The sequence below is a fragment of the Streptococcus respiraculi genome (assembly GCF_003595525.1).
Taxonomy (GTDB): Bacteria; Bacillota; Bacilli; order Lactobacillales; family Streptococcaceae; genus Streptococcus; species Streptococcus respiraculi.
In genome coordinates, this window is sequence record NZ_CP022681.1 from 1 (window position 1) to 26,370 (window position 26,370).

Here is a 26,370-nt window from a genome sequence, read left to right on the forward strand (position 1 = left end):
ATGCCTACATGGAAAGCGTTACGGGTTTTAGCGCTAGCCTGTTGCAATCACTGGGCGGAGATACGGCAAAATCTGCAGAAGTGGCCCACATGGCTATGGTCGATATGTCTGATAACGCCAACAAAATGGGGACTGATATGGGGCTCATCCAAAACGCTTATCAGGGATTTGCCAAGCAGAATTACACGATGCTGGATAATTTGAAGCTTGGTTATGGCGGGACAAAGTCTGAAATGGAACGGTTGCTGGCTGATGCGGAAAAGCTGACCGGTGTTAAGTATGACATCAACAATCTCTCAGATGTGTATTCTGCAATCCATGCCATTCAAGGGAAATTAGATATTACTGGAACAACCGCAAAAGAAGCCTCAACAACTTTTAGTGGCTCATTTGAATCCATGAAGTCTGCTGCTCAAAATGTTCTAGGCAATCTCTCTTTGGGTGCGGATATTGAGCCGTCATTAGTGGCACTGGCTCAAACGACTTCTACCTTTCTTTTTAGTAATTTCTTTCCGATGGTGGGAAATATTTTAAAGGGTTTACCACAGGCTTTTGCGGTTGTTTTTGAAAACTGCGGGGCCTATTTTATTGTCTGGTGGTCAGCAAATGCTAGAGCAATTGGGGATTGGTTTTGACAGTGGAATGGCTGGTTTTGGCTCAAAAGTCATGACGACCATTCAACCTGTCATTCAAGGTTTTCAAACTGCTTTTGGGCAATTACCTGGTCTGTTTCAAACGATTGCTAGTTCTGTGGCACCAGTTATTGAAACCATTGCAAATGGCTTTACTCAGTTAGATTTTAGTGGGATTCAAGATTTGATATCTGCTATTATCCCCGCCTTAGAAGCGGGCTTTAGTCGGTTTATGTCGATTGCTGGTCCTGCGATTGATAGTGTGGTTCAATCCTTTGTTGGTTTGTGGAATGCGGCGCAACCATTGATTTCTATACTGGCTGATGCCTTGATGCCAGCTTTTGAAATTCTAGGGTCTTTCCTTGGAGGGGTATTTCAAGGGATTATGATAGGGATTTCAGGTCTGTTTGACGGATTAAAGATTGCGATTGACTTTTTAACGCCAGTTATAGCATTTCTAGTTGATGGTTTGAAGCAATTTGAGCCAGTCTTCAGCATGATTGCTCAGTGGGTCGGCGTTGCCATTGGATTGTTTACTAATTTAGGTTCTATCGGAGAAGGAATGGGTAATATTCTCAAGAATGCATGGTCTAACATTCAATCAGCTGTTCAGACCGCTGGAAATCTTATCAGCACGGCCATCGAGTATATCAAGTTGGCTTTTAGTGGCGCTGGAAACGCTGTAGGTGTTTTGAAAAACATCTTCTCGCTTGCATGGATGGCGATACAAGATGTCGTCAATGTTGCAAAAGGAATTATTGAAGGTGCAATTTCAACCGTTAAGGCTGCCTTCAGCAGTTTCGGTGGCATTGTGTCTAGCGTTGGTGGGAGTGTGACGGGGATTGTCAATAATATCATCTCAACAATCAAAGGACTTGCAAATATTGATATTTCTGGTGCTGGTGCAGCGATTATGAATGGCTTTTTAGGTGGTTTGAAATCTGCTTGGGGAGCTGTGACAGACTTTGTCGGCGGTATTGCAGGCTGGATTGCTGAACATAAGGGGCCGATTTCCTACGATAAGCGGTTGCTGATTCCTGCTGGTAAAGCGATTATGGGTGGACTGAATCAGGGGTTAGTTGCTAACTTTAGAGAGGTTCAATCTACTGTCAGCGGAATGGCTGGAGCTTTGGTGGATTCTTTTGGAGACGATGGGCTAGAAGCTAGTCTGACTAGTGATGTTCGTCAAAGTTTAACTAATGACAACCTGTTAAAAAATTCTATGGGTGTTTCTACTCAATCAGGTCTTTTAGACCGTCTAGCGAGTGTGGAGACGTTACTGCAAGGGATTTTGGACAAGGATTTGTCTGTGTACTTGGATGGTGAAAAGATTGGTCAGAGTACTTATCGTACTCATGGACAAATTATGGCAAGGGAGGGAATGTAGATGTATATGATTATCAATGGTTTCAATACTTCTGACATTCCTTATTGTCAGTTAATTGATGCTGGAGAGGTTGAAAGCGCAGCGCCTCGTGTGGCTGAATCTACAACGATATATGGCGCAAATGGGAAGGTCACTATCTGGGATGGCGCTTATGATAACTATGAAAGAACATTGACTTTTCTCGTTAAAACGTTGGAGGATGTACAACGATTAGTCGAGGTCTTTCGTAGCGAAAAGAATGAAGTAGAATTTTGGTACCAGTTAGGCAGTTTGTTTTATGCTGATTTTAAATCAAGCAAATATAAACCGTATGGAATGCACCATTGGACGGTTGACATTACGCTTGATATGTATCCTTTCCGCTATATGAAGAATGTAGAGGATGTGGTGTTAGCAAGCAGTGGCTCTGTTGTCAACAAGGGGACAGTATATGCGGAGCCAATCATTATCATAGAAGGACAAGGCGATGTTAGTTTGACCATTGGCCAACAAACCATGCGCTTGATCTTAAACGGAAAGGCGACAATTGATTGCCGTCATCGGGAGCAGAAGATTTTAAATAAGGATGGACAAATCCAAAATACCATCCGAAAACGTGGTCCGTTCTTTGAAATCGCAACTGGTCGCTCTGGGGTGACGACAAGTGGCAGTGTGTCGAAAATAACCATAAAGGGAAATTGGAGGTATAGGGTTTGATTTATCTAAAAGAGGGGAATATCCCTTTGAATCTTGCTTGGGACGATGATATTGTCCAAGAAGCAAACAGCACCTACCAGCTTTCTTTTAAGTTTCCAGTGACGGATGAGAAGTGGTCTTTGTTAACAACAGAGACCTTTCTTTTGGCGGATGATTTGCATGGAGAGCAGGAGTTTTTTATCTTTGATGTGGTCAAAGAAAATGGCTATGTGCAGATTTATGCAAATCAAGTATTTACGCTATTAAATTATTACACTATGTCAAGCATAAACGTAGATAGAGTTGTAGGTCAGATGGTGATGAATGCTCTTGCTGGCTCTATCGTTCGTAGCCATCCGTTTTCATTTTCTTCTGACATTATGGGACGTCATACGCTGAATGTGGCTGATAAGTCTGTGATGGATGTACTCGCTAAAGATAAGCACTCTATCCTTGGTCAATGGGGTGGTGACCTTGTCCGTGATAAGTATGATGTGCAATTATTGCAAAATGGAGGGACTGAAAACGAGTCCCTTTTCATGTATAAGAAAAATCTAAGCAAGTACCATGAGAGTAAGTCAGTCAAGAGCTTACGGACAAGGATTCATTTTCGAAAGAAACTCACTTCTCAAGAAAGCAAGAAGGAGCAGGTCATTCGAGTTACTGTAGATAGCCCACTGATAAATAAATATAGTCAGATTTACGAAGCAACCATGGAGGTCAACGACGAATCGGTAAAAGATGTTGCAAGTTTGAAAGAATACGGCAGGCGCTACTTTGCTAGTAATTTGTGTGACCTTGTAGAGGATAGTTTAGAACTTGAGGTGAAAGGTAAGTCGGATGTCCCCGTCAAGCTGTTTGATACGGTCAGCGTATATCATGAGCAATTTGATACTGATATTCGGATAAAGATTTCTAAATATCATTTCTCGCCCATGTCCAAAAAATTGAAATCAATCGGATTTGGTAAAGTGTTCCAATCCATAGGAAGTACACTTAGTGGAATGGTCAACGACGCTGTGTCAGAATCTACCTCAGCCTTGCTTTCGGACTTCGATGTCCGTTTAGCGAAAGAAATCGAAAATGCCAATCGTGCTTTCGATGCGAAATTTGACAAAGAGAAAGAAGCAATTGAAGACAGTATCGAACAAGCCAAAGCCAAGGCTGAACAAGGCTATGCTCAGCTAGCCGATGATTTCGACATAGCGCTCACTGACCAACGTAATGAAGCAATAATTGAGAGGCAATCGTTATTAGAAAGCATAGAGGAAACACGTCAGAAGCTTCAAAATATCCGTGTCGGAAGTCGTAACTACATACGTGATTATAGCTTCAAAGCGGGTTTTGACAGAATCTTGAAGAATCATGGGGATTGGCGCTTTGAACGCATTACGGATAGTCGTATTCCTGGTGGATATGCGGTAAAGGCAACTTATCACGGCGCAGAAAAGAATTCGGGCATTTCTTTGGGTCTTATCAATTTGACAACGAGCGAATGGTTAGGTCGTGAAGTGACGTTTAGTGTCTATGTTAAGGCGAACCGAAATCGCAAATTAACAAACTTTGGGCACGAGACAGGTGGTCTTTTTGGCGAAAAAGATATTACAACGGAGTGGCAACGATTCAGTAAGAGTTTTGTTGTAACGTTACATCCAAGTAATAGCAGTTGGACAGGTGTTGCGTTATATGATGAAAGTGAAGACAAGTTTTCAAATGGCGACGAATTGTACTTTGCAGTCCCTCAACTAGAAGATGGAACTGTCGCTACTACTCCAAAACCTGCACCAGAAGACAACGAGGTCAGTCTTGCGTCGGTTGAACAACGCATAGATAGTATATCTGCTAGCGTTTCTTCGTTGGATTTAGATGGTGTTCTGAAAAAATCTGAGGTTCTGATTGAAGATGGACGTGTTCAAATAGGTACTGGAAAGGTCCTAGACGGAAACGCAGTCGCAAGTCTTTTGACAGTTCAACCAGAAGCAATTCGGGCGGTGACAGATAAGATAGTTATTACCTCAAAACAATACAATCTTGTAAGCGATGAATACAAGAATGTTTGCAGGCGTGTGACCCAAAGTGGTTATGTGATGGACATTCCTTTGGCGATTAATGAGAGAGAGTTTTCGATTACAGGAGAGGCTATGCGTGTATCAGGAAGTGGTAGTCTGCAATTTTACTGCGTGGTATTTTATGGCGATGGAAGCAGGGTGGGAACGGGCTATACATCTAGTCTTATGAACACGACCAAGGCGCCTTTTAGCTTAACTTCCAAATTTACTACAACTAGCGGTAAAAGCGTGTCTGGTATCAGATTTTATATGAACGTCTCATCTTCTGATGTGTGGGAGGTGTGTAACCTATCCATTATGCCGAAAATTGGTGCAGAGCTAATCGTTGACGGGTCTATCACAGCTGATAAACTAAACGCAAATAGCGTGCGAGCAGGTATCCTGACCGCAAACTCTATCACGTCAAACATGATTGCTTCAGAGGCAATCACGGGTGATAAGCTGAAGGTAGATACCGCACTAATCAATAAACTTACAACAAATGATGCACTGATTCGAAATTTGACTGCTAAATCAGCGTTTATTACAGCGATTCAAGCGATTGACTTGAGTGCGTCACGAATTAAGAGCGGAGTCTTGCAAGCACGAAACGGTGCGATGAGGATTGACCTTGATAACGCTGGAATTTCATTTAAAGAAAAAGCAACACTTAAGTTTGAATCAACCGGCAATATCTTTTACAGAGAGAAAAAACATCCAAAGGGGCATAATACCATTGGAGCCCTCATGTTTAAGGATAGTCGAGGCGGAGGTGTTCTGACGGCCTTAGGCAATACCTCTCATCAGTCTGTCGAAGCTATGCGAAATACACAAGGGGAAGGTGGATGGACAGGTGATTTTGCGGGTGTCAGAGTCATTCGTGATGATAGAAACACACAATGGGACCGTGTCGACATCATCGCAGATAGGATTATCATGGCTCACTCTACTAATTTCCAAGATAAACACAATAGCGGATTTTATTTCTATCCTACGGCAGTCAACGGCTGGTGGAATTTGGGGAGAATTTTACAACTTATTAGCAATAAGTTTGAACAACACGGATGGGGAGGAATTGGAAATATCTACAGCTTAACTTATAAAGAAGAAACTAATCCAACTCAATTCACGTAAGCGAAGGAGAAACACATGAACGAGTACTTATATACACACATGATTGCGGACTTGTCTGATCAAGTTAAGAATAAGACGTTGGAATCTGCGGAGTATCGTGCACGTCTAGCGCAGGTAACAGAAGAAAAGGCGCAGGTTGTGCAGGATTTGGCATTTGTCCAAAAAGTTTTAGACTCGGACAAGGACTTGAAAGAGCTCTTTGATGAGCAGACTAAGAAACTAGAAGAGGAGGTAGCACATGGCGCTTAGGGTTTATTCATCGGCTTCTTACAATCCAACGACAGGCAAAACACTTGTCGGGATAAAAGAAAGTGATGACAGAGAGACCGTTTTATTCAATGCAACTCTGGATGGTGACCACACAAACGATTCAGACGCAGATTTGATTAAGCTAGCGCTTGATTGGTTCACGCTTCGGTATGTTAAAGCCTTCTCAGACCAGCTCTTAAATGACAAGGTCAATGAAGCGACAAAGGCTGCCAAGGCTTCTCAGGAAGCAGCGGATGAGGCGAAGGCTTCGACTGAGGAAATCAGACAGGCAACGGAGCAGGTCAAGGCGATGGTTCGTACGGTGTCCTTGACCCTTAATGAAGCGTTAGGTATGCTTTTTGAGGACAAAGACAGTGAAGAAGAGATGTCTGATGACGATGAAGAATCGGAAGATACCGCAGAAACAGAGGTAGTTTCAGATGATGAACATGAAACAACTATTGAAAACAATTAAAACGATAACAGAAAGAGGGACAATTATGATGGTTAATTTTTACGCGATGGAAATTTTAGAAGGCTGGATTACAATCGAACAAGTGCCAAAACGCTTTCGTAAGCGGGTGCAGGAGTTGGTGAAGTTGGCTGAAACTGGATTAGATAAAGAGTAGTCGCAAGGCTACTCTTTAAGGGAAGGAGACACTATGCCAGAAAGTATCAAAGCAGAGTTTTTGCTTTGGCTTGTTGGAACAGCTATTCCTTGTATTAGTATGTACATTACAAATAAAGGCAAAATCAAGGAAGCGGAACATCGTATGACTGTCCTTGAAATGAAAGTGGAGCAAGCCGAATCAAAAGCTGCGCATAATGCGACACGTCTTGACGGACACGATGAGCAATATCGCGCTATGTATGCGATTGTGGAACAGGTCAAGCACTTATCTACAACGCTCGAAGAAGTCAAGCATGATGTCAAGAGTTTAACACGAAAGGAGTAACATACACATGATTAACTGGAAAGTACGCTTACGCAATCCACGTTTTTGGGTTGCTTTATTATCAGCCGTGGCGCTACTGGCGCAACAGATAGGCTTGAATGTGTTCCCTGAAAACTGGAAAGAAGTTTTAAATACTGTCTTGACAGTTCTTGCGATTGTGGGGATTGTAGAAGACCCTACAACAGCAGGTCTATCTGACAGCGAGCGGGCTATGAACTATGAAGAACCAAAATAAGTAAAGGAGACATAGCATGAGAGCGATAAAACGCTTATTGTTAATGATGATGTTATTACCTATGGGTTATATCGCTTTCGTGCTTAGCCCGTTTATAGAATTATTTTATAAGGAGGGAAATAGATGACAGTAAATACTGAGACGGCAATTGCCTGGTTCGAGGCTAGAAAAGGTAAAGTAAGTTACTCCATGGACTATCGTGATGGTCCGAACAGCTACGATTGCTCAAGTTCTGTTTATTATGCTTTGATGTCAGCTGGCGCTATTTCGGCTGGTTGGGCAGTTAATACTGAGTATGAGCATGACTGGCTCATTAAGAATGGTTATACACTCATTGCAGAAAATCAAGACTGGGGTGCAAAGCGTGGAGATGTCTTTATTTGGGGACGCCGTGGTCAGTCTAGCGGTGCAGGTGGGCATACTGGCATTTTCATTGACTCGGATAACATCATTCATTGTAATTGGGGCAGAAGAGGTATTAGTGTTGATCATTATGACACAGTAGCAGCCGCTAGTTGCTATATGTATTGTTATGTTTATCGTTTGACAAATCAAATCAGCACAACCGCTGGAAAAAGCCTTGACACCCTTGTTCAGGAAACCCTTGCAGGTAAGTATGGAAATGGCGAGGAGCGCAAAAAAGCGCTTGGTAATCAATACGAGGCTGTTATGGCAGTCATCAATGGCAAAGCTACGACAGTTAAAAAGACGATTGACCAGATGGCGCAAGAAGTAATTGCAGGTAAGTATGGAAACGGCGAGGAGCGAAAAAAATTGCTAGGTTCTGATTATGACGCAGTTCAAAAACGAGTGACGGAAATTTTACAAGGCTCTACATCGTCACCCGTTTCGAAACCGACAAAAGAAGCTGGCGATTTGTCCTTTAATGGTGCTATCTTGAAAAAAGCAGTACTGGACAAGATTTTGGAAAACTGCAAAAAGCACAATATCCTACCAAGCTACGCCCTAACCATTCTTCATTTTGAGGGCTTATGGGGCACCTCTGCGGTTGGTCGAACAGACAACAATTGGGGCGGTATGACCATGACATCAAACGATGAGCGCATTACTCGTCCAAGCGGTGTCACAGTCACCCGAGGTCTGGCCAGACCGTCAAATGAGGGTGGCTACTATATGCACTATGCGACAGTAGACGACTTTTTGACGGACTGGTTCTATTTGTTGCGAGCTGGTGGCTCTTACAAAGTTAGCAGTGCAAAGACATTTAGCGAAGCAGTCAAAGGCATGTTCAAAGTTGGGGGTGCAGTCTATGACTATGCGGCTACAGGGTATGAAAATTACCTGGTAGGTGCTTCTAGTCGCTTGAAAGCAATTGAAGCTGAAAATGGTAGTTTGACTAAGTATGACCTAATTCCCGACACGCCAAGCAATTTACAGCCCGACAAAATAGACGTTGCGCTTGACGGTATCGAAGTATCTATCAATGGTGTGAAATATACGCTTAATAAGAAGCCGATATAAAACAAGCAACCCCGCTCAGAGGAATCTGGGCGGGACTTTTTTGTTGTGTAAAAAATAAATTCGTCCGAAATTCGTCCGAAATAATTTCTATATTTATCCGTATTTATCCAAATTAAAAATCAAAAAAGCCCGATTTTATGGGCTTTTAACTTGGTTAAATCCTGATAAAACAGGTATAAAAAGGCGGTAGACGGATTATATATCCTTTATATAACAGGTTTTAAGGGCTATTCGTCCGAAATTCGTCCGAAGTTATCAAAGATATTGCGAATTTTATCGTTGTTTTTTTCTTTTAGTTTGTCTAGTTGATGGGCGTAAATTTTAAGTGTGATATTGAGATTTTCATGTCCGAGTATTTGAGAGATAGAAATGAGGTCTACTCCTTGAGCGATTAAAAAGCTAGCGTATGTGTGCCTGAGAGAATGGATAGTGACGGGTCTTCCGACAATTTTCTTGATAGTCTTATTGACTGCGCTGTTGCTGATTTTCGAGATTAAGCGATTTTGCTTATCTAAAGCATGATTTTCTTGATAGTTTTCAATCATGCTCAGAGTATGATTGTCAATTGGGACGGAGCGCTCAGAGCTTTTTGATTTTAAGGGGATAAAATCCATGGTATCTGTGTAATCAAAAGCTTGCTTGAGATGTAGCATTTGGTTTTCTTTGTCAATATCGTCTGACCGTAGACCGAGTAGTTCCCCAAATCGCAGACCAGTAATCGCCGCCAGGTAAATCGTGAAATAGGTGCTGTATTGAATATTGTCTTTGCATATTTGAATCAGTTTGATATACTCATGTTCCTCTAAGTATTTATTTTCGACTGCCTTTTTATTGATAGTTGATTTGACGATGGCTCCTTCACAAAAATTTGTATCAATAATCTTTTCACGCACTGCAATCTTAACAGCTGACTGAATATGATAGTGGAAGTTGTCGGCCGTTTCCTGTGAATATTTTTGGGTAAATTTATTAGCAATGCTTTGATAGTGTGTAGGTGTAATATCTTTGAGTAGGGTGTTGCCGAAGTAATGTTCGATATGTTTTTCGGTTTGCTGATATTTTTTCCACGTTCTTTCTGCAATGTGTGGTTTTTTGTAGATTTCTGCCCATTTTCTGTAGTATTCTAGAAGGGTCTGTTCTTTATTGACAAATGTATTTTTCTTGAGAAATAATTCTACTTCCATTGCGGCGGCTTGCGCTAGCGCTTTCGTTTTGAATCCTTTTTTTGATTTCTCACGGTATTTACCGTTAGCGTCTTTATAAGAAATACGATATTGCCATCCCGATGAGAGTTTCTTATAGAAAGCCATTTGCCTTTACCTCCTTTTGTGATAAAATGGGTATAGTAAAGAGACCTACTGCAAAGCAGGTTTTTACTATACGAAATTGCCTTACGCTCTCGTCGTCCAAAGTTTGAGTGTGGGGCTTTTTGGTTAAATCAGAATAAACTACAATAAACTACAATAAACTACAATAAACTACAATAAACTACAATAAACTACAATAAACTACAATAAACTACAATAAACTACAATAAACTACAATAAACTACAATAAACTACAATAAACTACAATAAACTACAATAAACTACAATAAATTATTTATCTTTCAAAACATAGTATTGAGTAGTATCTCTGGGGCCACTCCCGTACCACTCCAATATACCTTTTTTTGTCAATTCTTTGAGTAACTTTAGGGAATAAGGGCGACTTTTCTGGATTTCTGTCATAACGTCAGGGGTAGTTATTTGAGCGCTTCTATATGCTAATCTAATTATTTTCTTTTCATCTATAGTCAGATTGTTGAAAACTTCAGGAGATAGTCGTTGTTTCAATGTATCATTGACTCTAACCTGCCTATTGAGAATATTATTTTCTAGTAACAGTAAAACATTAGCATTATTGGGTTCGCTGTAAGTAGGTTGTTTAAGGAAGAAGTCTGCCATTTCGTTATAAATCCTTTTCACACCTTCATTCATTTCTTTTACCCATCCAAACTCGGAAAGAACTCGAGCTATTTTAGGATTGCGCGAAAAACGCTCTTCCAAGATATTTTCTAGTGTGACAATATTAGGGAGCATTCCTGGACTTTTTATTTCTAATCGGTCATCGAATAGTACTACAGTGATATGTTGCCCCCTAATAGAATAGTTCCTATGTGTAACAGCATTGACAATTCCTTCAAACCAGGCAAACTCGGGATATTCAGGCATTGTTGTAAATTGTCCATTGTCATCCAAGTATTGAAAATCTCTTAGTTGATTTTTGATAAATTCTCTGCTCTTTATAATGATTTCAGGGATAGGTCCGAAGAAGGTCTGCTCTTTTATGACATTGAATTCTTTCCCAACGCCAGCGGAATTATCATTGTATTTAATCACTCTTAATCTCGCTTGTGGTAAAAATTCAGTGGGGTTACTTCCGAACAATAAAATTCCAGCATTAGTTATCTTACCATTTTTTATTAAGCCTCTTCCTTTTAGAACTTGTAAAGTACCAATATCAGGAAGGCCTATTTTTTCCTTGAAACTTTGAACTAATTCATCGTCAAGATCAGAAAGTTCTGCTCCTTCAGCGATCTCGTCTTCGAAATATCTTTGCCCTCTGTCATATTCTAATTGGACTCGCTGTTCATGCTTTAGTTTAACTGATTTATCTCCCTGTCGTAAATATGCAGTATCATTAGGAGTAGTAACTACCCTATCAATGGATAGTTGGATATTGAGCACTAATACTTTATCTTCCTCGTTTTTTATATTTGTAACATTGATTTCTTTATAATTAAACTTTACAGGAGTGTTCACTAATTGATAAGCAATATTTTTAAAACTTTCAATGTCCCCAGCTTTTGCATGTTTAAAACCTGTAATACGTCCGTCATCTTCAATACCTATTGCAAGGACACCGCCTTCTGCATTAGCGAATGCTACTATATCTTCTAGTATATTTTGAGCTTTTTGAGCAGCACTTTTTCTGTCGAAATGTTGTCCTTCTGGGGCGGATGTTAGATACTCAATATCGTAGATTTTCTCCATAATTAGCCTCCTTTATTTTCTGTAAATATGCTCAACAACCCCGATTGCTTCTGCGAATTCATATTCATTAAAGTAGATGTCATCATAGTTGGGGTTCAGGCTTTCTAGTCTGTCTGGCTGTAATTTCTTTACAAAGTTTCCTTTGCTTGTCCGAAATACGCCAATTTGTCCGATTTCAATTTGTTTTGTGAATGTGACAAAGAGAATATCGCCATTATGAAGTTTAGGTCGCATAGAATCACCGATAACCATTGCAAGGTCGTCAAACTTGTCAGGGATTTGGCTTATTGGAATCCTGATTTCAATATCGACATCATTTTCCTGCCAAATGCCTTCTCCTGCTGATTCTAAACCGTGAACAACGAGGGATTCGAATTCTTCGTTTTGAGGAAGTGGGATAACTTTCTCCGTCTTATATTCGGCTATTTCTTCTCCGATTTCGGCGTTTCCTTTTATTTGCTCCTCTAATTGCTCCGTAGCGTAGCCTAGCACGTTTTCTTGGCGTTCGGGGTGTAATTGTACCACCTTGTCATTTATCGCCTGTACGGTGCCATTTTTTGCGTCTGGTGAGGTGGTGGAGGATTCGCCGAACATCATAACTTCAGGATGAACCCCGAAGAATATTGCAATTTCTTCTATTTCGTATATTTTGGGAGAACGTGTTCCACTTTCCCATTTTGAAATAGTTGATTTTGTTTTTCCGATTTTTTCTGCCAGCTGTTCCATTGTTAAATTATTGGCCAGCCTGTATTCCTTGACCATTGCAGGAAAAGCTATTTTAGTATTCATAAGCGCTCTCCTTTATTTTCTAACCTTATTATATAATCGTGTTTTCTTTTTGTCAACAAAAACGATAATAAAGCATTATCAAAAAAGTTGACTTTTTTAACACAAATCTGTTGACAAAAAGGAAACAAAGGTGTATAATGTATTTGTAAGGTTGAGAAAGGCAATCTTAGACAAGGAAACTAACAGAAAGGATTACTTAATGAAAAGTCGCAAAAGAAAAAAGAAAAAGCTTAGCAACGAACAACTGATAAACTTGATAATCGCACTCATCAACTTAATCATAACGTTACTAAACTTAATCGAAAAAATCTTCAAATAGTGGGCGGGGCGAAAGCCCCAACTACTATATGCGTGTTTTCATTATACTATAAGAGGTATCGACAATGCAAGATAAAACTTATAAATTCATCTTTTGGTCTTTGATTGTCTTAACCGTCATTGTTATTATCATCACTTGGCTAGTGTAGAAAGGGGGGTGGTTAATGAAAAAAACAGAGTTCGAAAAGCTCTTGGATAATAGCGGAATTAAGCGTCAGGTAATTGCTGAACGAATGGGTCTTACTCGCACAGGCTTCTATCGCAAACAGAAGAAACCGAAAGAGAGATTTGACGGTAATGAAATGCTGGCTCTTGCTGATATTTTGGGAGTTGACTCTAAAGTGGTCCTTGAGGCCATTTTAGTTTCATAGGTTTGTTGACAAAAATAACACAAAGGAGCGTCATGGAAGAAAAATGGAAATCCGTAAGGGGCTATGAAGGTCTGTATGAAGTTTCTAGTGATGGCAGGGTTAAAAATAGCAAAACTGGAAGGATACTAACCCCTAGGGTAAATAATTCGGGTTATGTTCGTATCAGTTTGTACAAAAAAGAAGGTTGCAAGGAGTTTTTGGTTCATAGGCTTGTTGCAGAAACGTTTATCCCAGCGGTGAATGGCAAAGAAATAGTCAATCATATAGACGAAAACAAGTTGAACAACAACGTGGAAAACTTGGAATGGGTAACGTCACAAGAGAACGTGCAGCATAGCATTGAGCGTTTGAGAGTTCCGAAAAAACATAAAGTTATCTATCTATATACGCTATATGGGAGATTAGTTCGGGTATTTTCATCAGCGGTTGAAGCAGGAAACTATTTTGGTGTATCAACGACCACAATTATTTCTGCTATCAATAACAAGAGTAAATTTAATACGCTTTATTATTTAGGCACCCCTGATATTATTCCTGATTTCGAAGAGCTTGTTGGCTTGGTGGATTATTTAGAAGATTATCGAACGGCTAAACAGTTGAAAAAAGATGTATTTGCTAAAGCATTGGAAACTACACGCACTAATTACATGATCTGGTTACAAAAGCAAAAAGTACCATATAAAGAACTAAAAAAGGTTGCTAGTTTATTGAACATGACTATTGATAGGGCATGGGATTTAAACGAGGTTTACACATAACCTAAAACCAATTTCAAAAAATTTGCTTGATAAACTACATTTATCAAAGTTTGTTGTTGACAAACACAACAAACTTTGATAAACTACATTTATCAAAGTTTGTTGTTGACAAACACAACAAACTATAACTAATGGAGAGGAGGGCAGATATGACTTATGGTGAGCGCATGCGTAGGCTTCGAGAGGACAAGGAAATGTCCTTGCGAGAGCTAGCGGAGAAGACGCTATTAGATTACGCATTCTTATCTCGTGTAGAGAATGATTTGCGGACGTTAACACTCCCACAGGCAAAGGCGGTGGCTCGTGAATTGGGCTGTACGGTGAATGAGCTGGTGGGGTAGGAAGGAGAGAGGATGAATGAACTAGAAAGAACAGCCCTTAATGAAACACTAAGGACTGTGACGTATATAGCGGAGAAAACAGATGAGCCAATACTCGTAGAATTAGATAAAACTATTTCTTTTTTGGAGTCGAATTATCAGAGACTTTCCGAACAAGTTGAGAAAGACTTGTTGCAACTTGCCTACGTTCGGGGGTGTTTAGAGGGTTTGAAGCAGAGGTAATTGAACTAGCTATTGAGTGGTCTAATTCTGGTAGATTTTTTGAAATAACAGGAGAACTCGTTGGAGCTATACCTCTGTTGAGTTTATGGAGGATTTCATCTATTTTCTTTTCAATAGTAGTTAAATTCGATTCTGGCTTATCTTTTGATTTCTTGATGTTCTCCATATTGAAATCGCCGATACTTTTAACCATTTCTTTTAGCGCTCTTTTGGAGTTTTCAATCTCGGCTACATCGGTATCATAGAGTATAGTTCTATTGCTAGCTACATCAAAGGGAAGTTTCTCATTGTATTTAATGATTGGAATCAGCGGAAGTCCTAGAGCTTCTCTATACCCTAGCTCGTAAAAGGCGTTGGGATTGTGTTCGGTCATATCTGCAATAACTAGCTCATCTGTCTTTAGATGATTGATAATACTTTCGTTGATGTTACCAGTGAAGCTTTCTTGGTCTACACGAATTACCTTATATCCAAGTTCTTCACAGACTGGTCTTATTAGGTAGGTTAAAACTTTATCTGCGTGGGCGTGTGTGGGAGTTCCTGGCGTTCCAATAGCAGTAACAACGAAACAAGTTTTTTCAGTCATATCAATTTCTCCAATCATTTTATTTTTATTATATCACAGAAAAGGAGGGGAGGAGATGAGACCTAAGAAATATCCGTGTAGCAAAAAAGAACCTGCTAAAAAACAAGTTCAGGACGTTATTACCTGTGTAGGTAATACTACAGTTACCGCGAATATTAACGGCATAGAGTTGAAAGCGCCTAAAATTATTGTATAGGTGTCAAGGAGGAGCTGTTATGTGGCAAAGAATCAAGCGAATTATGGATAAAAAAGGTATGACGATGTATGCCGTTAGTAAGAAAGCTGGTATCAATCAGAATGTATTGATTGATTTGAAAGCAGGACGGAGTAAACGCATTTATTATGACAACATGGAGAAAATCGCTGACGCACTAGATGTCAGTTTGGATGAATTTAGAAAATAAAAAGCTACTATTTACATTGGAAAGAGAGTAAGAGATGAAAAATATTGCAGAAAAGGTCATCAGGCTTGAGGCTGATGCGTATGAATTTGTTGCTGATTTTGCGAACAAATATGATTTGAAAATCAGCGAGTCGGCAAGTATGCTGTTTCGGTATTGTGCTACCAAAAATTTGGAGGTTATACAAAGGCAAGTGGAAGTGGTTGAAACTATAACGGTTGCTACTGATAGTTAGAGGGGGAAGAAAAATGAGTCAGCGATTGATTGAAAATTGGCAAAAGAAAAATCATCAGCTCAGTCAACTGGTGATCGATAGTTTAGAGGGGCTAGATGTTTGGGAGACAGCAGTAGCGCTTGGCAAAATTCGAAAAGGAGAAGTATGACGATAACACGGGAAATGACTGCACTTGAGATAAAGGTTTTGAATACCATTCGTAATAGCGCTACTTATGACCTGCCGGTACAGGCAATTGAAATTAGGCAGAGACTGAATATTCCAAAGAGAACGTTAGAAGAAGTTGTGGAGAGTTTGCGTGTTAACTTTGGTCATCCGATTGTTGCGAAGAAAACGAAGCCCAACGGGTATTATCTGCCTAAAACAGAACAGGAAAGGCAGGACGGTCTGGCTCCTTATCGGCGTCAAATTTTGACAGAGCAGAAGAATCTCGCTGCGGTTATGTCAGTGGATTTAGCTGATTATTGGGGGTAGCAATATGGGTAAAAAAGTAAAAAAGCCTGACGGCAATCAGGCTCTAAACAAATAACTTGTAAGGACATAATACCATGAATGAACTTATGAATCAACTATTAGATCAGTTTGAAGCTGGATTGATGGAACGGTATTTGCGGGTCATGAAACGTATCGGGGATGAAAAAGACCAGTATCCGCTTGAGTTGACAAAGGCAAAATGTTCCAAAATGCTATTGGGAACAGAAGATACCACCACTTTTGATATGCGTTTCAATTCTCGTGCTGACTTTCCGAAAATTAAAGGGAAACGAGAGAAGTTCCCCAGAGACGCTGTTATTGAATGGTATCGCAAGAATTGGATGAATACAGGAGTATAAGATGAAAACATATAGCAAATCAAATGAAATTTTTACGACAGATAATCATAGTATTTTTAGCAAAATTAGCAATCGAAAGATTACAGAAAACAGTAAATTAGAAGAAGAACTCCTTTCGGAAGGGCAACGCCAACCAATTTTAGTAAATAGCAAACTACAGGTAATTGATGGGCAACATAGATTATACTATCTCAAAAAACATCGAAAGCCAGTCCGCTACATCGTTGATCCAACTGCTGATTTTAGAACGGTTATATCAATGAACACGTCCGCAGTAAATTGGTCGTTGCGTGATTATGTAGAATCATATTCATTGGAGGGAGACCCTGAATTTATCAAACTTGCAAAATTCTTAGAAACAAACGATTTACTTAGTGATAAGGTGATTATTACGGCTGGCGCAGGTCGCCGAGACGGAACCGCTGCAAAAATTATCCAAAAATTGAAAGAAGGCAACTATGTATTTTCAAATGAGAAACAGTTGAAGAATTTTTGTAGATTCTATGAACAATTGCTTTCTGAAACGAAATTGCCGAATAAACCGTTTCTTCAGTCAATATTATGGACGCTTTATACGACATCTGTTTTTGATGAAACAAGAATGCTACTTCAATTAAAAAAATCAGATTTAACAAATGAAAACATCGAGGGATATTCAAAGAAAAATCTTTTATTAACATTTTTGAAAATCTACAACGGTCGATGGAGTGATGACCATCCGTCTGTTATCCAATATTTTATAAATCGTAAAGGAACATTAGTGATACCTAGTCTACCAAAACAAGATTAACTAGGAATAAAAACAGGAGCATAAGATGAAAGTTATCGAAAAACTAAAAAACTATTTTGGATTTGACAAGCTTGAAGAAGAGCAAACAGACATCGTTTTGACGGATGTTAAGCGGTGGAAGCAGATTGCGCAGGAAAAGCACGAGGAAGCTATCTTGTATCAAGAATTGTACAACGAAGTGATGCATGAGAATCACCGTTTGAGAAAGACACTTCAGGTATTTGAGGAGATAAGAAAGGCAGATGAGTATGCTTAGTGAGTTGTTAGGTGGAATTTGTGTCGTATCGCTGATTCTTGTGCTGTATATGTTTGAAGCCCTTAAAGATATGATACGTGAAGAAAAGGCTCGTAAAAAGTATCAGGAGTATTTGCGTATACAGCGTGAGAAAGAAGAGTACGCTTTGGCTGTTCTTACTGCTTATCAAACAGAGGAGCGAGAAAGAGTGCGTCAATCACTCAGAAGCTGGCAAGGGATTGATGTTGGATAGGAGGGTGTATGGCTAGTGAAATCAAGTGGATTAAAATTGTGACGGATATTTTTGATGATGAAAAAATTCTGCTGATAGAATCATTGCCAGAAGCGGATACTATTCTTGTCATTTGGTTCAAATTGCTTACGCTAGCTGGGAAGCAGAATTACAGCGGAGTGCTGTTAATGAATGACAGGGTACACTATACAGATGAAATGCTTGCAACCATTTTCAGGCGTCCGTTTAACACGGTAAAATTGGCTTTGTCTACGTTTGAGCAGTTTGGAATGATTGAGATTATCAATAATGCGATTACCATTCCAAATTGGGAGAAACATCAAAATATTGATGGGATGGATAAGGTTAGAGAAAGCACTCGTAAGAGGGTGGCACTGCATAGAGAACGCCAAAAAATGCTGGCAAATGGTAACGTTACATGTAACGTTACAGTAACGCATGGTAACGCACTAGATAAAGATAAAGAGAAAGATAAAGAAGAAGATATAAATAATAAATGTCCTTTTCAGGACATCATTGCTTATCTTAATTCTGCTGTCAATAAAAACTATCGTGCCAACAGCAACAATACCAAAAAACTGATACAGGCTCGTTGGAAGGAAGGCTATACTTTAGATGATTTCAAAAAAGTCATTGATAATAAGGTTGCTGACTGGAAGGGGACGGAGTGGGAGAAATATTTGCAACCCTCCACGCTTTTCCGTGAGAGTAACTTTGACAAGTATCTAAATCAAACCATAAGCCCGTCCACTAAAAGTCCAAAAACGAATGTGCCAGAATGGAGCAACAATCCAATCAAGACAGAGCAGACCGTGGAGGGGCAGGCGAAGATGAGGGCGCTATTTGATGAATTAGCGAAGATGGAGAAAGGAGATACCTAGGTGTTTATTTTAAAACATGGCCTGAAGCAGGATAAGCCTTATCTGCGTAATGCAGAGTTTAAGTGTACTGGTATTGATTTGTCTTATTGCGAAGAACCTCGAAAAGCCATGAAGTTCGCTTCTAGGTCCGTAGCGATTTTAGTATCAAGAGCTTTGATTGCTTACGGCAATTTTTACCCGATAGAGGAGGAAGGTCTTGAACGGACTTGATAGATTGTTTGCCATGCAGTCATGGTCATGGGCTAATGATTGTCATTTGAAAATGTCGGAGAAGGTCAGGTTGATGTCTTTATCTGATCAGGAATTTAAAGATGAGCTGGAGAGAATGGCTCGAGAAATAAAAGAAAGTAGGTATATGAATGGACACGTTAATTGAATTTGCAAAAGAAGTCGGAATGGCTTTGATTTGGATTATACTTGGCTATTTAGTCGGTAAAGACAGTGTGAGAAAGGACAGGGAAGATGATTAACAATGTTGTATTAGTGGGTCGGATGACGAGAGATGCGGAGTTGAGCTACACTCAGTCCAATCAAGCGGTAGCGACATTTACGCTTGCGGTGAATCGTAATTTCAAGAATCAGAATGGTGAGCGAGAGGCGGATTTTGTCAATTGCGTGATGTGGCGACAACAGGCTGAGAATTTGGCCAATTGGACTAAGAAGGGTGCTTTAATTGGTATTGCTGGTCGGATTCAGACACGGAACTATGAAAATCAGCAGGGACGACGTGTCTATGTGACAGAAGTGATTGCGGATAGTTTCCAGTTGCTAGAAAGCAAGTCGAAAGAAAATAAGGCAGCAAATCAGGCTTCGATGGAACAACATGCACCACACTTTGGACCAGCTAGTCCAGTAGATGTGTCAGAAGATGATTTTCCGTTTTAGGAGGTAGAGATGTCAAAAGGAATTTTCACAGGGATAAAAATTACAAGTTCATCAGATCTTACGGATGCGACGATTGATGTCAGTGGTGTGAGGGCTTTAGAAAAAACATTGGGGTATATTCGTTATTTGGAGGATGAAAACAAGAAGTTACAAGAGAAAAATGATTTTCTTGAAGATGAGAGACGTCGTTGTTACCTTGACATGAAAAAGGATGAGGAGACGATTGAACGCTTGAAGCGTAGTAATCTTTACCTGACGCAACTGATCATTGATGTACATCAAGGGTCTGATCGGTTAAAACTGGACAGACGGAAGCAGAGAAGGAAGTGGAGAATGGGATGAAACAATTTGATAATATAACAAAACCCCAACACTACCACGGGAAATACGGGCTTGAAGCCATGAGTGTTGTCGATAATTTCATCGGTGATTTAGCTGGGAAAGCAGCCTATTGCTGGGGTAATGTCATCAAGTATTTATTACGGTTTCAGATGAAAAATGGGATTGAGGATTTGAAAAAGGCACGTCAGCATTTAGATTGGTTGATTAAAGAATTGGAGAAAGTAGATGAATAAACAAGAAGCGATTGAGAAACTTGAAGGAATAAGTTGGGAATATGAAGACCGACATTTTAAAATAACAGACGCAGTAGAATTAGATGACGCAATCGACATCATTAATCAAATCGACGACTGCCCGAAAGTCAAAATCCCGCGTTTTGTGGCGGATTGGTATGAGAGGAACAAGGGGGATTTAGAATATAATCTTTATCTTTACCAAATTTCCATTTACGAGGAAAAAGTTAAAGAAGATAATTTCTTTTACTGGACGCAAACATCAGAAAATCCTGTTCATACACTTATTAACATGCACCAATTTGGCTATGAGGTTGAGCAGGAGAAGAAATACAAGGTTAAGATTGCGAATAACGGAAGTCAGCCATTGACGTTTAAAAAAATTAGGGCAAAAAATCTTCTTTGTTGATGAAAAATGCGATGAGTCTTTCACTAAACAAGAATTAGAGCAAGCTGGATTTGGATGGGTGTTCGATTGCGCTGGTGTGGAAGTAGTGGAGGTGGAGTGATGAAAATATTATTCAACGGCAAATTCTCCTATATTCTCACATTTGCGTTCCATTGGCTTATTTTATCGTTCGTTTGGACCGAGTTAGAGAACTCTTTTTATAGTCATACTGTACCAAGTCCGGAGGATTCTATTATTCAAATTCTTGCAGTTAGTTATATTACTTATATCTTAGGAAAGGACAACTCATGAGATATTTAGACGACAGATGTGATTTTTGTTATGAGAGGCTAGAAGATTGCACTTGTGATGAAGATGATTGGCTTGTAGATTTGTATCCCTGCGGGTGCTGTACGTGTTGCGGGTGTTCTTGTTGGATGGATGAGGAGGAAGACGAATGACTAACAAATTCAGAGAAGGTCTAGTAAAAGGCTATGTATTAGGCTGTTTCATAGGCCTAATGATCAGTGTAGCTTTTTTTAGCGCATAGCGTCGCTAAGTTACAAGACCAGATTGATAGTCTGTACCAACGCAATGAAGTACTTACGCAGCAATTGCAAGAAATGAATAAGTATGTACGGTATCCAGGAGGGTGAAGATGACAACAGCTGAGAAAATCGAGTACATTCTAAAAGTCAACTACTGGACGCAACAGCAACTCGCAGATAAAATTGGTGTAAAACAGACTACTATTTCTGCTTGGAAGCTTGGGCGAGTTGTCAGAAATAGCTATATTCCTCAAATTGAACTACTCTACAATCAGGCAATTCAATTGGAACGGGCGAGGTTGAAACCGAAAAATAGAGTCTTGTCTGAACGTGGGAAGCTGGTGCTGAAGTTCCCGTGGTATAGCTATCAGCAAAAATAAAAAAAGCCAGCCTGCGCTGACTCCTTGTGAATAATAACCATACTAATATTATATCACAAAGGAGAGAGCGAGAGTGACTTTTTTTCCAGAGATTAACGAAAAACAGACAATCAGAAATGCTAAGAGAAAACTGAAAGAATATCCACGTTGGCGCAGAATTGCAGGCGATATTGACGGTCAGAAAGTCACAGCGACTTACTCCTTTGAGCCGAGACAGTCGCATGGAAGTCCGAGCAGACCAGTTGAGAGATTGGTAATAAGTAAGGTAGATGCACTAGCAGAGCTTGAAGCTATCGAGTATGCAGTGGGTCATCTGCTTGATCCGTATCAGCGTAAAATACTTTATGATTTGTATTTGACCAACTATCCAAAATCTAATGCGGAATTAGAGAATGAATTAGGATATGAGAAAACTCGTTATCATGAGATTGTGTCTAATGCTTTACTAGCTTTTGCGGAACTTTACAGAAGTGGTTGCTTGGTTGCTCTGAGCGGAATAATAGCGGAATAATAGCGGAGTTTCTAACCGTTTTTAATGATAAAATAGTATCATGAATGAAAAGGCAAGAGACTTTCTCTTGTCTTTTACTGTATATAAAGGAGGTGCAATCATGAAGCGAGTTGAGCCGATTAGAGACACAGATGATATTGAGCGTTTGAAAGACTATCTACGTTCTCGTAGTGAACGGGATTACGTGCTGATCATGTGCGGTCTTTATTCAGGACTTCGGATTAGCGATATTGTACCTCTGCAAGTAAAGCAAGTAACTGGCGATCGTATTGAGATAGTCGAAAAAAAGACAGGCAAAGTCAAGAAGTTTGCAATCAATGATGAATTAAGAAAGGCACTCAATCATTATATAAAGCAGAATGATTTGAAAGGATACGACTATCTCTTTCCCAGCAAAAAGAAACAGCGAGCAAATGGAGTTCGGATTGCTCACATTGGTCGAGTGGCTGCTTACCAGATATTCAAGAAGGCTGCAAACCATATCGGTCTAACGAATATCGGCACTCACTCGATGAGAAAGACTTTTGGCTATCATTTCTACAATCAGACTGGCAATGTAGTTTTATTGATGGAGTTGTTTAATCATTCATCACCAGACATTACATTAATTTATATTGGCTATAAGCAAGATGAATTGGATGAAGCGATGCTTAATTTTAGCTATTAAAAGGCTATCTATTTAACACAATGAGAATTTGTAAATAAGAAAATAGAAAAACACGGAAGATACTTAGAGAGAGTAAGAGAGACGAACTGTGAATTTTATTTAACAGAATATAAGATATGTTAAATATAGCACCTTAAAAAATACCTTCCCTATACTTAAAAAAATACCTCTACCTTAAAAAACGAAAGGAGCCCCTATGCAAGCAAGAGCAGACCGCAAAGGAAAACACCGGGTGGCCTTTGAAAAGAACAAGAAGGTTATTTTAAAAACTCGTAATACTTGTGGTATCTGTGGTAATCCAGTTGATAAGAGTTTGAGGTATCCTCATCCACTCAGTCCAGTAATTGACCACATCATTCCAGTCATCAAGAATGGTCATCCATCAGACATAGATAACTTACAGCTTGCGCATTGGCAATGTAATAGACAGAAGTCTGATAAGTTGTATGCTGATGAGCGAGCAAGTGATACAAAAGTGATTGGAAATCGCAATCTTCCACAGAGTTGCGATTGGACTTTATACAAAGGATAATGCAATGAAAATGTATAGAGATGAAAAAATGAAAATCTTGCAGTCTTGTCAGAAAGGGGGGGATACCACCCTCCCCTTAGAGGCTCGCGAGCTTCACGCCGTCACTATGCATTTTTTCTCGTGCCAAATGAAAGGAAAATGGAAATTGGAACTAAAAGGGATTAGTTATCTTAGATCTAAGCTGTCTTCGGTGAAGCAACGGGTGGATTTGAGGTATAAGCAGTATGCGATGCAACATCAGGAGTCTCCGATAGGGATTACGATTCCAGCGGAGATTCGTAGGCAGTATCAGGCTGTTCTTGGTTGGTGTGCGAAGGGTGTGGATAGCTTGGCAGACAGGCTGGTCTTTCGTGAGTTTGCCAATGATGATTTTGAGGTGAATGACATCTTTCGGCAGAACAATCCGGATGTCTTTTTTGATAGTGTGGTTTTGTCTGCTTTGATTGGGGCTTGTAGTTTTGTCTATGTCTCAAAGGGAGAAGACGGTGAGCCTCGGTTACAGGTTATTGAGGCAAGCAATGCGACGGGTATTCTTAGTCCGATTACGGGGGTTGTTGACGGAAGGATATGCAGTCTTACAGCGTGATGAGTATGGTAGGCCTTTGCAAGAAGCCTACTTTACATCGGATTGGACGCTTTATATTCAGAATGGGAAGCATACTCCTGTCAAGAATGAGACTGGGGTTCCTTTGCTGGTGCCGATTATTCATCGTCCTGATGCGGTGCGTCCGTTTGGTCGTTCTCGGATTACGAGGGCTGGGATGTACTATCAGAGGTATGCGAAGCGTACGTTGGAGCGGGCTGATGTGACGGCGGAGTTTTATTCGTTTCCGCAGAAGTATGTTTTGGGGACGGATCCTGATATGGAGAAGTTGGATAAATGGCAGGCGACGGTTTCTAGTTTGTTGCAGTTTTCGAAGGACGAGGACGGGGACAAGCCAACGGTTGGTCAGTTTACGACTTCTAGCATGTCGCCTTTTACGGAGCAATTGCGGACGGCAGCGGCTGGTTTTGCGGGTGAAATGGGCTTGACCTTGGATGATTTGGGCTTTGTGTCGGATAATCCGTCATCGGTCGAGGCTATCAAGGCAAGTCATGAGAATTTGCGGTTGGCTGGTCGGAAGGCGCAACGGTCGCTCGGGTCTGGGTTGTTAAATGTGGCCTATGTGGCGGCGTGTTTGCGTGATGGATACCCTTATTTACGTAGCCAGTTCATGAAGTTGGTTCCGAAGTGGGAGCCGTTATTCGAAGCGGATGCGACAACCTTGACTATGCTGGGTGATGGTGTCATTAAAATCAATCAGTCCTTGCCTGGTTATATCACTGGGGAGACAATCCGTGATTTGACGGGTATTCGTGGGGATGAGTCGGCTGTGCCGGTGGTTCCAAGGAGAAGGTAGATGAATGAGGATATTGTACCGAACTTACTAGCGTCTATTCAGGCGGATTTTGAAAAGGCTTATGGCAAGAGTGAAGTGGTGGCGGCTGCTTTTGAGGCTTTGAAGGCTAAGCAAGCGACCTATAAGACGGTCAATGATTTGGCGATTGAGGTTGGCGAAATTTTGTCTGAGGCTCTGGGAGCTTCTCTAAGCGCCGATAAGTTGCCAGACGGTAAAATGTATTATAATATCGCGAAACGTTTGTTAGAGGAGACGCTGGGGCAGAATTTTGAGCTTGTCAGCGGTTATGCGAGAGATGTTCAGCAATTGTTAAATGAAAAGGCTGGTTTGGGCTTAAAAGCGCAAGTGCCGTCTTTGAATCAAGATAAGATTGACGGCTTGGTCAATCGTTTGTCTACCGCAGATGATTTCGAGAGTGTGAAATGGCTCTTGGGTGATCCAATTGTGACGTTTACGCAGGGGATTGTCGATGATGCTATTCAGGAAAATGTGGATTTTCATGCGAAAGTAGGGCTAAGTCCTAAGATTATCCGCAGGCATACGGGGCATTGTTGCGACTGGTGCCGGAATTTGGCAGGGGTCTACAATTATCCAGATGTACCTAAAGACGTGTATCGGAGGCATGGCAATTGTCGGTGTACTGTTGACTACAAAACAGGCGATGGTAAAAGGAAAAATGTTTGGTCAAAAAAATGGAGTAAAGAAAGCGCTGATGTCTTGGAACAGCGTAAGCAAATAAATAGGGATATTCGTGATAATAACCGCAAGGAAGATATCAAAGAATTTAAGAAAATTGTCGAGGTTTTAGGTGCTAAAAATGCTCCCATATCAGTAGCAAAATTTCAAGATTTGAAGTATAATGATGGTGAGGGATATGAGCGTTTAAAAAGATAAGGTTTATATCCAAAAGAATTTCAATGATGGAACTTGGTTGGACAAAATTAATCCTGAAAAAACAGGCTCGCCATATTCAGTCGACGGCAGGGGACGGTAAAAGTTACTTTTTTTGATAGTGTAGATATTAATGCCTTGTATGATAAATATAAAAATGACAGGTAGTATTAGAGAATTAAGAAATGGTACTAAAAGTTCTGATGAGAAAGTTGATTTAATTGAAACTGGCTTAGTTGGTATTGATTTTTTCACTGGAAAACCTGTTAATGCAATGACAATTAAATATAGTAAAACAGGTGTACACTTAATACCAACTTACTATGAAAGGAGAGACTGATGGATTTAAAACAGTACAACAATAAGCAAGTCCAGATAACTGATGTAGATAATAAAATTTTTCAAGGTATTTGTATTTTTGAAGATAAAGACACATATGATGAAGAACAAGATGGTCTGTCAGTTAAGACAGGTTTTAAATGGGTTAAGATTTTTGAATCTGAAATCAAATCAATCGAATTAGTATAAGGCACTTAGCATAATCTAGTGCTTTTCTTGTGCGCAAAGGAGGAAAAATGTTATACACACTTTGGCAATTCGTTGCCTTTTTATTAGGTATTATATTAGCTGTACTTCTACTGGGAGTTCAGCTGTTGTTATTATTGCAGTTGTAAAAGCTGTCTGTAAGGTAATGAGAGGAGAAAGATCATGAACAAACGGATGAAAAAGAAGTGGTTGATACCACTT

At 40.1% G+C, this 26,370-nt stretch carries 37 protein-coding genes and 2 pseudogenes; 35 read left to right on the forward strand and 4 right to left on the reverse strand.

Annotation, left to right across the window (positions count from 1 at the left end):
- Positions 1-2: 2 nt before the first annotated feature.
- The 9 genes and pseudogenes from CHF41_RS10340 to CHF41_RS09860 all read left to right on the forward strand — a co-directional run.
- Positions 3-2,019: pseudogene (locus CHF41_RS10340) on the forward strand (phage tail protein); the annotation flags it as partial.
- Positions 2,020-2,715, forward strand: coding sequence for a phage tail protein (locus tag CHF41_RS09830; protein ID WP_119875696.1), 696 nt, complete (start codon positions 2,020-2,022; stop codon positions 2,713-2,715). It abuts the pseudogene before it with no gap.
- Positions 2,712-5,876 (forward strand): phage tail spike protein, encoded by a 3,165-nt coding sequence (locus CHF41_RS09835; protein ID WP_119875697.1) that lies wholly within the window; start codon positions 2,712-2,714, stop codon positions 5,874-5,876. The genes CHF41_RS09830 and CHF41_RS09835 overlap by 4 nt, the downstream gene beginning before the upstream one ends.
- Positions 5,877-5,891: 15 nt before the next feature.
- Entirely contained in the window at positions 5,892-6,125 is a 234-nt protein-coding gene (locus CHF41_RS09840) for a hypothetical protein (RefSeq protein ID WP_119875698.1), read from the forward strand.
- A complete protein-coding gene (locus CHF41_RS09845; RefSeq protein WP_119875699.1) occupies positions 6,115-6,600 on the forward strand; it encodes a hypothetical protein in 486 nt (161 codons plus the stop codon). The genes CHF41_RS09840 and CHF41_RS09845 overlap by 11 nt, the downstream gene beginning before the upstream one ends.
- A 25-nt stretch (positions 6,601-6,625) precedes the next feature.
- On the forward strand, positions 6,626-6,754 hold the full coding sequence (locus CHF41_RS10280; protein WP_276308855.1) for a hypothetical protein: 129 nt from the start codon (positions 6,626-6,628) through the stop codon (positions 6,752-6,754).
- 33 nt (positions 6,755-6,787) lie between these two features.
- Positions 6,788-7,081: a DUF7365 family protein gene (locus tag CHF41_RS09850; protein ID WP_119875700.1), complete on the forward strand. Its 294-nt coding sequence runs from the start codon at positions 6,788-6,790 to the stop codon at positions 7,079-7,081.
- A gap of 7 nt (positions 7,082-7,088) precedes the next feature.
- Entirely contained in the window at positions 7,089-7,316 is a 228-nt protein-coding gene (locus CHF41_RS09855; RefSeq protein ID WP_119875701.1) for a phage holin, read from the forward strand.
- A gap of 123 nt (positions 7,317-7,439) precedes the next feature.
- Positions 7,440-8,798: a peptidoglycan amidohydrolase family protein gene (locus CHF41_RS09860; RefSeq protein ID WP_119875702.1), complete on the forward strand. Its 1,359-nt coding sequence runs from the start codon at positions 7,440-7,442 to the stop codon at positions 8,796-8,798.
- 227 nt (positions 8,799-9,025) lie between these two features.
- Here CHF41_RS09860 and CHF41_RS09865 read toward each other — a convergent pair whose 3' ends face one another.
- The 3 genes from CHF41_RS09865 to CHF41_RS09875 form a co-directional block, all read right to left on the reverse strand.
- On the reverse strand, positions 9,026-10,108 hold the full coding sequence (locus CHF41_RS09865) for a tyrosine-type recombinase/integrase (protein WP_119875656.1): 1,083 nt from the start codon (positions 10,106-10,108) through the stop codon (positions 9,026-9,028).
- Between the two features lie 288 nt (positions 10,109-10,396).
- Entirely contained in the window at positions 10,397-11,833 is a 1,437-nt protein-coding gene (locus tag CHF41_RS09870; protein WP_119875657.1) for an ATP-binding protein, read from the reverse strand.
- A gap of 12 nt (positions 11,834-11,845) precedes the next feature.
- On the reverse strand, positions 11,846-12,622 hold the full coding sequence (locus CHF41_RS09875) for an XRE family transcriptional regulator (protein ID WP_119875658.1): 777 nt from the start codon (positions 12,620-12,622) through the stop codon (positions 11,846-11,848).
- Positions 12,623-13,104: 482 nt separating this feature from the next.
- Here CHF41_RS09875 and CHF41_RS09885 point away from each other — a divergent pair, with 482 nt between their 5' ends.
- The 3 genes from CHF41_RS09885 (at position 13,105) to CHF41_RS09895 (ending at position 14,410) form a co-directional block, all read left to right on the forward strand.
- Positions 13,105-13,311, forward strand: a complete 207-nt coding sequence (locus CHF41_RS09885) for a helix-turn-helix domain-containing protein (protein WP_067087725.1) — start codon at positions 13,105-13,107, stop codon at positions 13,309-13,311.
- A gap of 32 nt (positions 13,312-13,343) precedes the next feature.
- Positions 13,344-14,069 (forward strand): NUMOD4 domain-containing protein, encoded by a 726-nt coding sequence (locus tag CHF41_RS09890; RefSeq protein WP_119875660.1) that lies wholly within the window; start codon positions 13,344-13,346, stop codon positions 14,067-14,069.
- 149 nt (positions 14,070-14,218) lie between these two features.
- Positions 14,219-14,410, forward strand: coding sequence for a helix-turn-helix domain-containing protein (locus CHF41_RS09895; protein ID WP_067087730.1), 192 nt, complete (start codon positions 14,219-14,221; stop codon positions 14,408-14,410).
- A 112-nt stretch (positions 14,411-14,522) separates the two neighbouring features.
- Here the strand turns inward: CHF41_RS09895 and CHF41_RS10120 are convergent, their stop codons facing one another.
- Positions 14,523-15,236: a hypothetical protein gene (locus CHF41_RS10120; RefSeq protein WP_162911900.1), complete on the reverse strand. Its 714-nt coding sequence runs from the start codon at positions 15,234-15,236 to the stop codon at positions 14,523-14,525.
- A gap of 37 nt (positions 15,237-15,273) precedes the next feature.
- Here CHF41_RS10120 and CHF41_RS10125 point away from each other — a divergent pair, with 37 nt between their 5' ends.
- The 23 genes and pseudogenes from CHF41_RS10125 (at position 15,274) to CHF41_RS10010 (ending at position 26,151) form a co-directional block, all read left to right on the forward strand.
- Positions 15,274-15,414: a hypothetical protein gene (locus tag CHF41_RS10125; protein ID WP_162911901.1), complete on the forward strand. Its 141-nt coding sequence runs from the start codon at positions 15,274-15,276 to the stop codon at positions 15,412-15,414.
- A gap of 19 nt (positions 15,415-15,433) precedes the next feature.
- A complete protein-coding gene (locus CHF41_RS09905) occupies positions 15,434-15,622 on the forward strand; it encodes a helix-turn-helix domain-containing protein (RefSeq protein ID WP_119875662.1) in 189 nt (62 codons plus the stop codon).
- Between the two features lie 34 nt (positions 15,623-15,656).
- Positions 15,657-15,854 carry a hypothetical protein gene (locus CHF41_RS09910; protein ID WP_119875663.1) on the forward strand — a complete coding sequence of 66 codons (198 nt, stop codon included), beginning with the start codon at positions 15,657-15,659 and terminating at the stop codon, positions 15,852-15,854.
- 13 nt (positions 15,855-15,867) lie between these two features.
- Positions 15,868-16,002 carry a hypothetical protein gene (locus tag CHF41_RS10285; protein ID WP_276308854.1) on the forward strand — a complete coding sequence of 45 codons (135 nt, stop codon included), beginning with the start codon at positions 15,868-15,870 and terminating at the stop codon, positions 16,000-16,002.
- Positions 15,999-16,328, forward strand: a complete 330-nt coding sequence (locus CHF41_RS09915; protein ID WP_119875664.1) for a hypothetical protein — start codon at positions 15,999-16,001, stop codon at positions 16,326-16,328. The genes CHF41_RS10285 and CHF41_RS09915 overlap by 4 nt, the downstream gene beginning before the upstream one ends.
- A gap of 74 nt (positions 16,329-16,402) precedes the next feature.
- Positions 16,403-16,687, forward strand: coding sequence for a DNA-binding protein (locus CHF41_RS09920; RefSeq protein ID WP_119875665.1), 285 nt, complete (start codon positions 16,403-16,405; stop codon positions 16,685-16,687).
- Position 16,688: 1 nt separating this feature from the next.
- The gene (locus tag CHF41_RS09925) at positions 16,689-17,477 is read left to right on the forward strand and encodes a ParB N-terminal domain-containing protein (RefSeq protein WP_119875666.1); all 789 of its coding nucleotides are present in this window, start codon (positions 16,689-16,691) and stop codon (positions 17,475-17,477) included.
- A 25-nt stretch (positions 17,478-17,502) separates the two neighbouring features.
- Complete coding sequence (locus tag CHF41_RS09930; RefSeq protein ID WP_119875667.1) at positions 17,503-17,733, forward strand: hypothetical protein; 231 nt, start codon at positions 17,503-17,505, stop codon at positions 17,731-17,733.
- Positions 17,720-17,965 (forward strand): hypothetical protein, encoded by a 246-nt coding sequence (locus CHF41_RS09935; protein WP_162911902.1) that lies wholly within the window; start codon positions 17,720-17,722, stop codon positions 17,963-17,965. The genes CHF41_RS09930 and CHF41_RS09935 overlap by 14 nt, the downstream gene beginning before the upstream one ends.
- Before the next feature lie 8 nt (positions 17,966-17,973).
- Positions 17,974-18,846, forward strand: a complete 873-nt coding sequence (locus tag CHF41_RS09940) for a phage replisome organizer N-terminal domain-containing protein (protein WP_119875669.1) — start codon at positions 17,974-17,976, stop codon at positions 18,844-18,846.
- Positions 18,847-19,056 (forward strand): hypothetical protein, encoded by a 210-nt coding sequence (locus CHF41_RS09945; protein ID WP_119875670.1) that lies wholly within the window; start codon positions 18,847-18,849, stop codon positions 19,054-19,056.
- A 252-nt stretch (positions 19,057-19,308) separates the two neighbouring features.
- Positions 19,309-19,731, forward strand: a complete 423-nt coding sequence (gene ssb / locus CHF41_RS09955; protein WP_119875672.1) for a single-stranded DNA-binding protein — start codon at positions 19,309-19,311, stop codon at positions 19,729-19,731.
- Between the two features lie 9 nt (positions 19,732-19,740).
- A complete protein-coding gene (locus tag CHF41_RS09960) occupies positions 19,741-20,073 on the forward strand; it encodes an FtsB/FtsL family cell division protein (protein ID WP_119875673.1) in 333 nt (110 codons plus the stop codon).
- On the forward strand, positions 20,070-20,306 hold the full coding sequence (locus CHF41_RS09965; RefSeq protein ID WP_119875674.1) for a DUF3310 domain-containing protein: 237 nt from the start codon (positions 20,070-20,072) through the stop codon (positions 20,304-20,306). The genes CHF41_RS09960 and CHF41_RS09965 overlap by 4 nt, the downstream gene beginning before the upstream one ends.
- Complete coding sequence (locus tag CHF41_RS09970; protein WP_119877187.1) at positions 20,299-20,715, forward strand: DUF1642 domain-containing protein; 417 nt, start codon at positions 20,299-20,301, stop codon at positions 20,713-20,715. The genes CHF41_RS09965 and CHF41_RS09970 overlap by 8 nt, the downstream gene beginning before the upstream one ends.
- Before the next feature lie 637 nt (positions 20,716-21,352).
- Positions 21,353-21,622 carry a helix-turn-helix transcriptional regulator gene (locus CHF41_RS09980; RefSeq protein ID WP_119875678.1) on the forward strand — a complete coding sequence of 90 codons (270 nt, stop codon included), beginning with the start codon at positions 21,353-21,355 and terminating at the stop codon, positions 21,620-21,622.
- A gap of 73 nt (positions 21,623-21,695) precedes the next feature.
- The gene (locus CHF41_RS09985) at positions 21,696-22,133 is read left to right on the forward strand and encodes an ArpU family phage packaging/lysis transcriptional regulator (protein WP_119875679.1); all 438 of its coding nucleotides are present in this window, start codon (positions 21,696-21,698) and stop codon (positions 22,131-22,133) included.
- Between the two features lie 100 nt (positions 22,134-22,233).
- Entirely contained in the window at positions 22,234-22,800 is a 567-nt protein-coding gene (locus CHF41_RS09990) for a site-specific integrase (RefSeq protein ID WP_119875680.1), read from the forward strand.
- Between the two features lie 196 nt (positions 22,801-22,996).
- Entirely contained in the window at positions 22,997-23,332 is a 336-nt protein-coding gene (locus tag CHF41_RS09995) for an HNH endonuclease (protein ID WP_119875681.1), read from the forward strand.
- Between the two features lie 145 nt (positions 23,333-23,477).
- A pseudogene (locus tag CHF41_RS10000) lies at positions 23,478-24,732 on the forward strand (hypothetical protein).
- Positions 24,733-25,626 (forward strand): hypothetical protein, encoded by an 894-nt coding sequence (locus CHF41_RS10130; RefSeq protein WP_240622983.1) that lies wholly within the window; start codon positions 24,733-24,735, stop codon positions 25,624-25,626.
- A gap of 154 nt (positions 25,627-25,780) precedes the next feature.
- On the forward strand, positions 25,781-25,963 hold the full coding sequence (locus CHF41_RS10250; RefSeq protein WP_240622984.1) for a polymorphic toxin type 50 domain-containing protein: 183 nt from the start codon (positions 25,781-25,783) through the stop codon (positions 25,961-25,963).
- Positions 25,963-26,151, forward strand: a complete 189-nt coding sequence (locus CHF41_RS10010) for a hypothetical protein (protein WP_119875682.1) — start codon at positions 25,963-25,965, stop codon at positions 26,149-26,151. Before CHF41_RS10250 ends, CHF41_RS10010 begins: the two co-directional genes overlap by 1 nt.
- Positions 26,152-26,370: the final 219 nt, after the last annotated feature.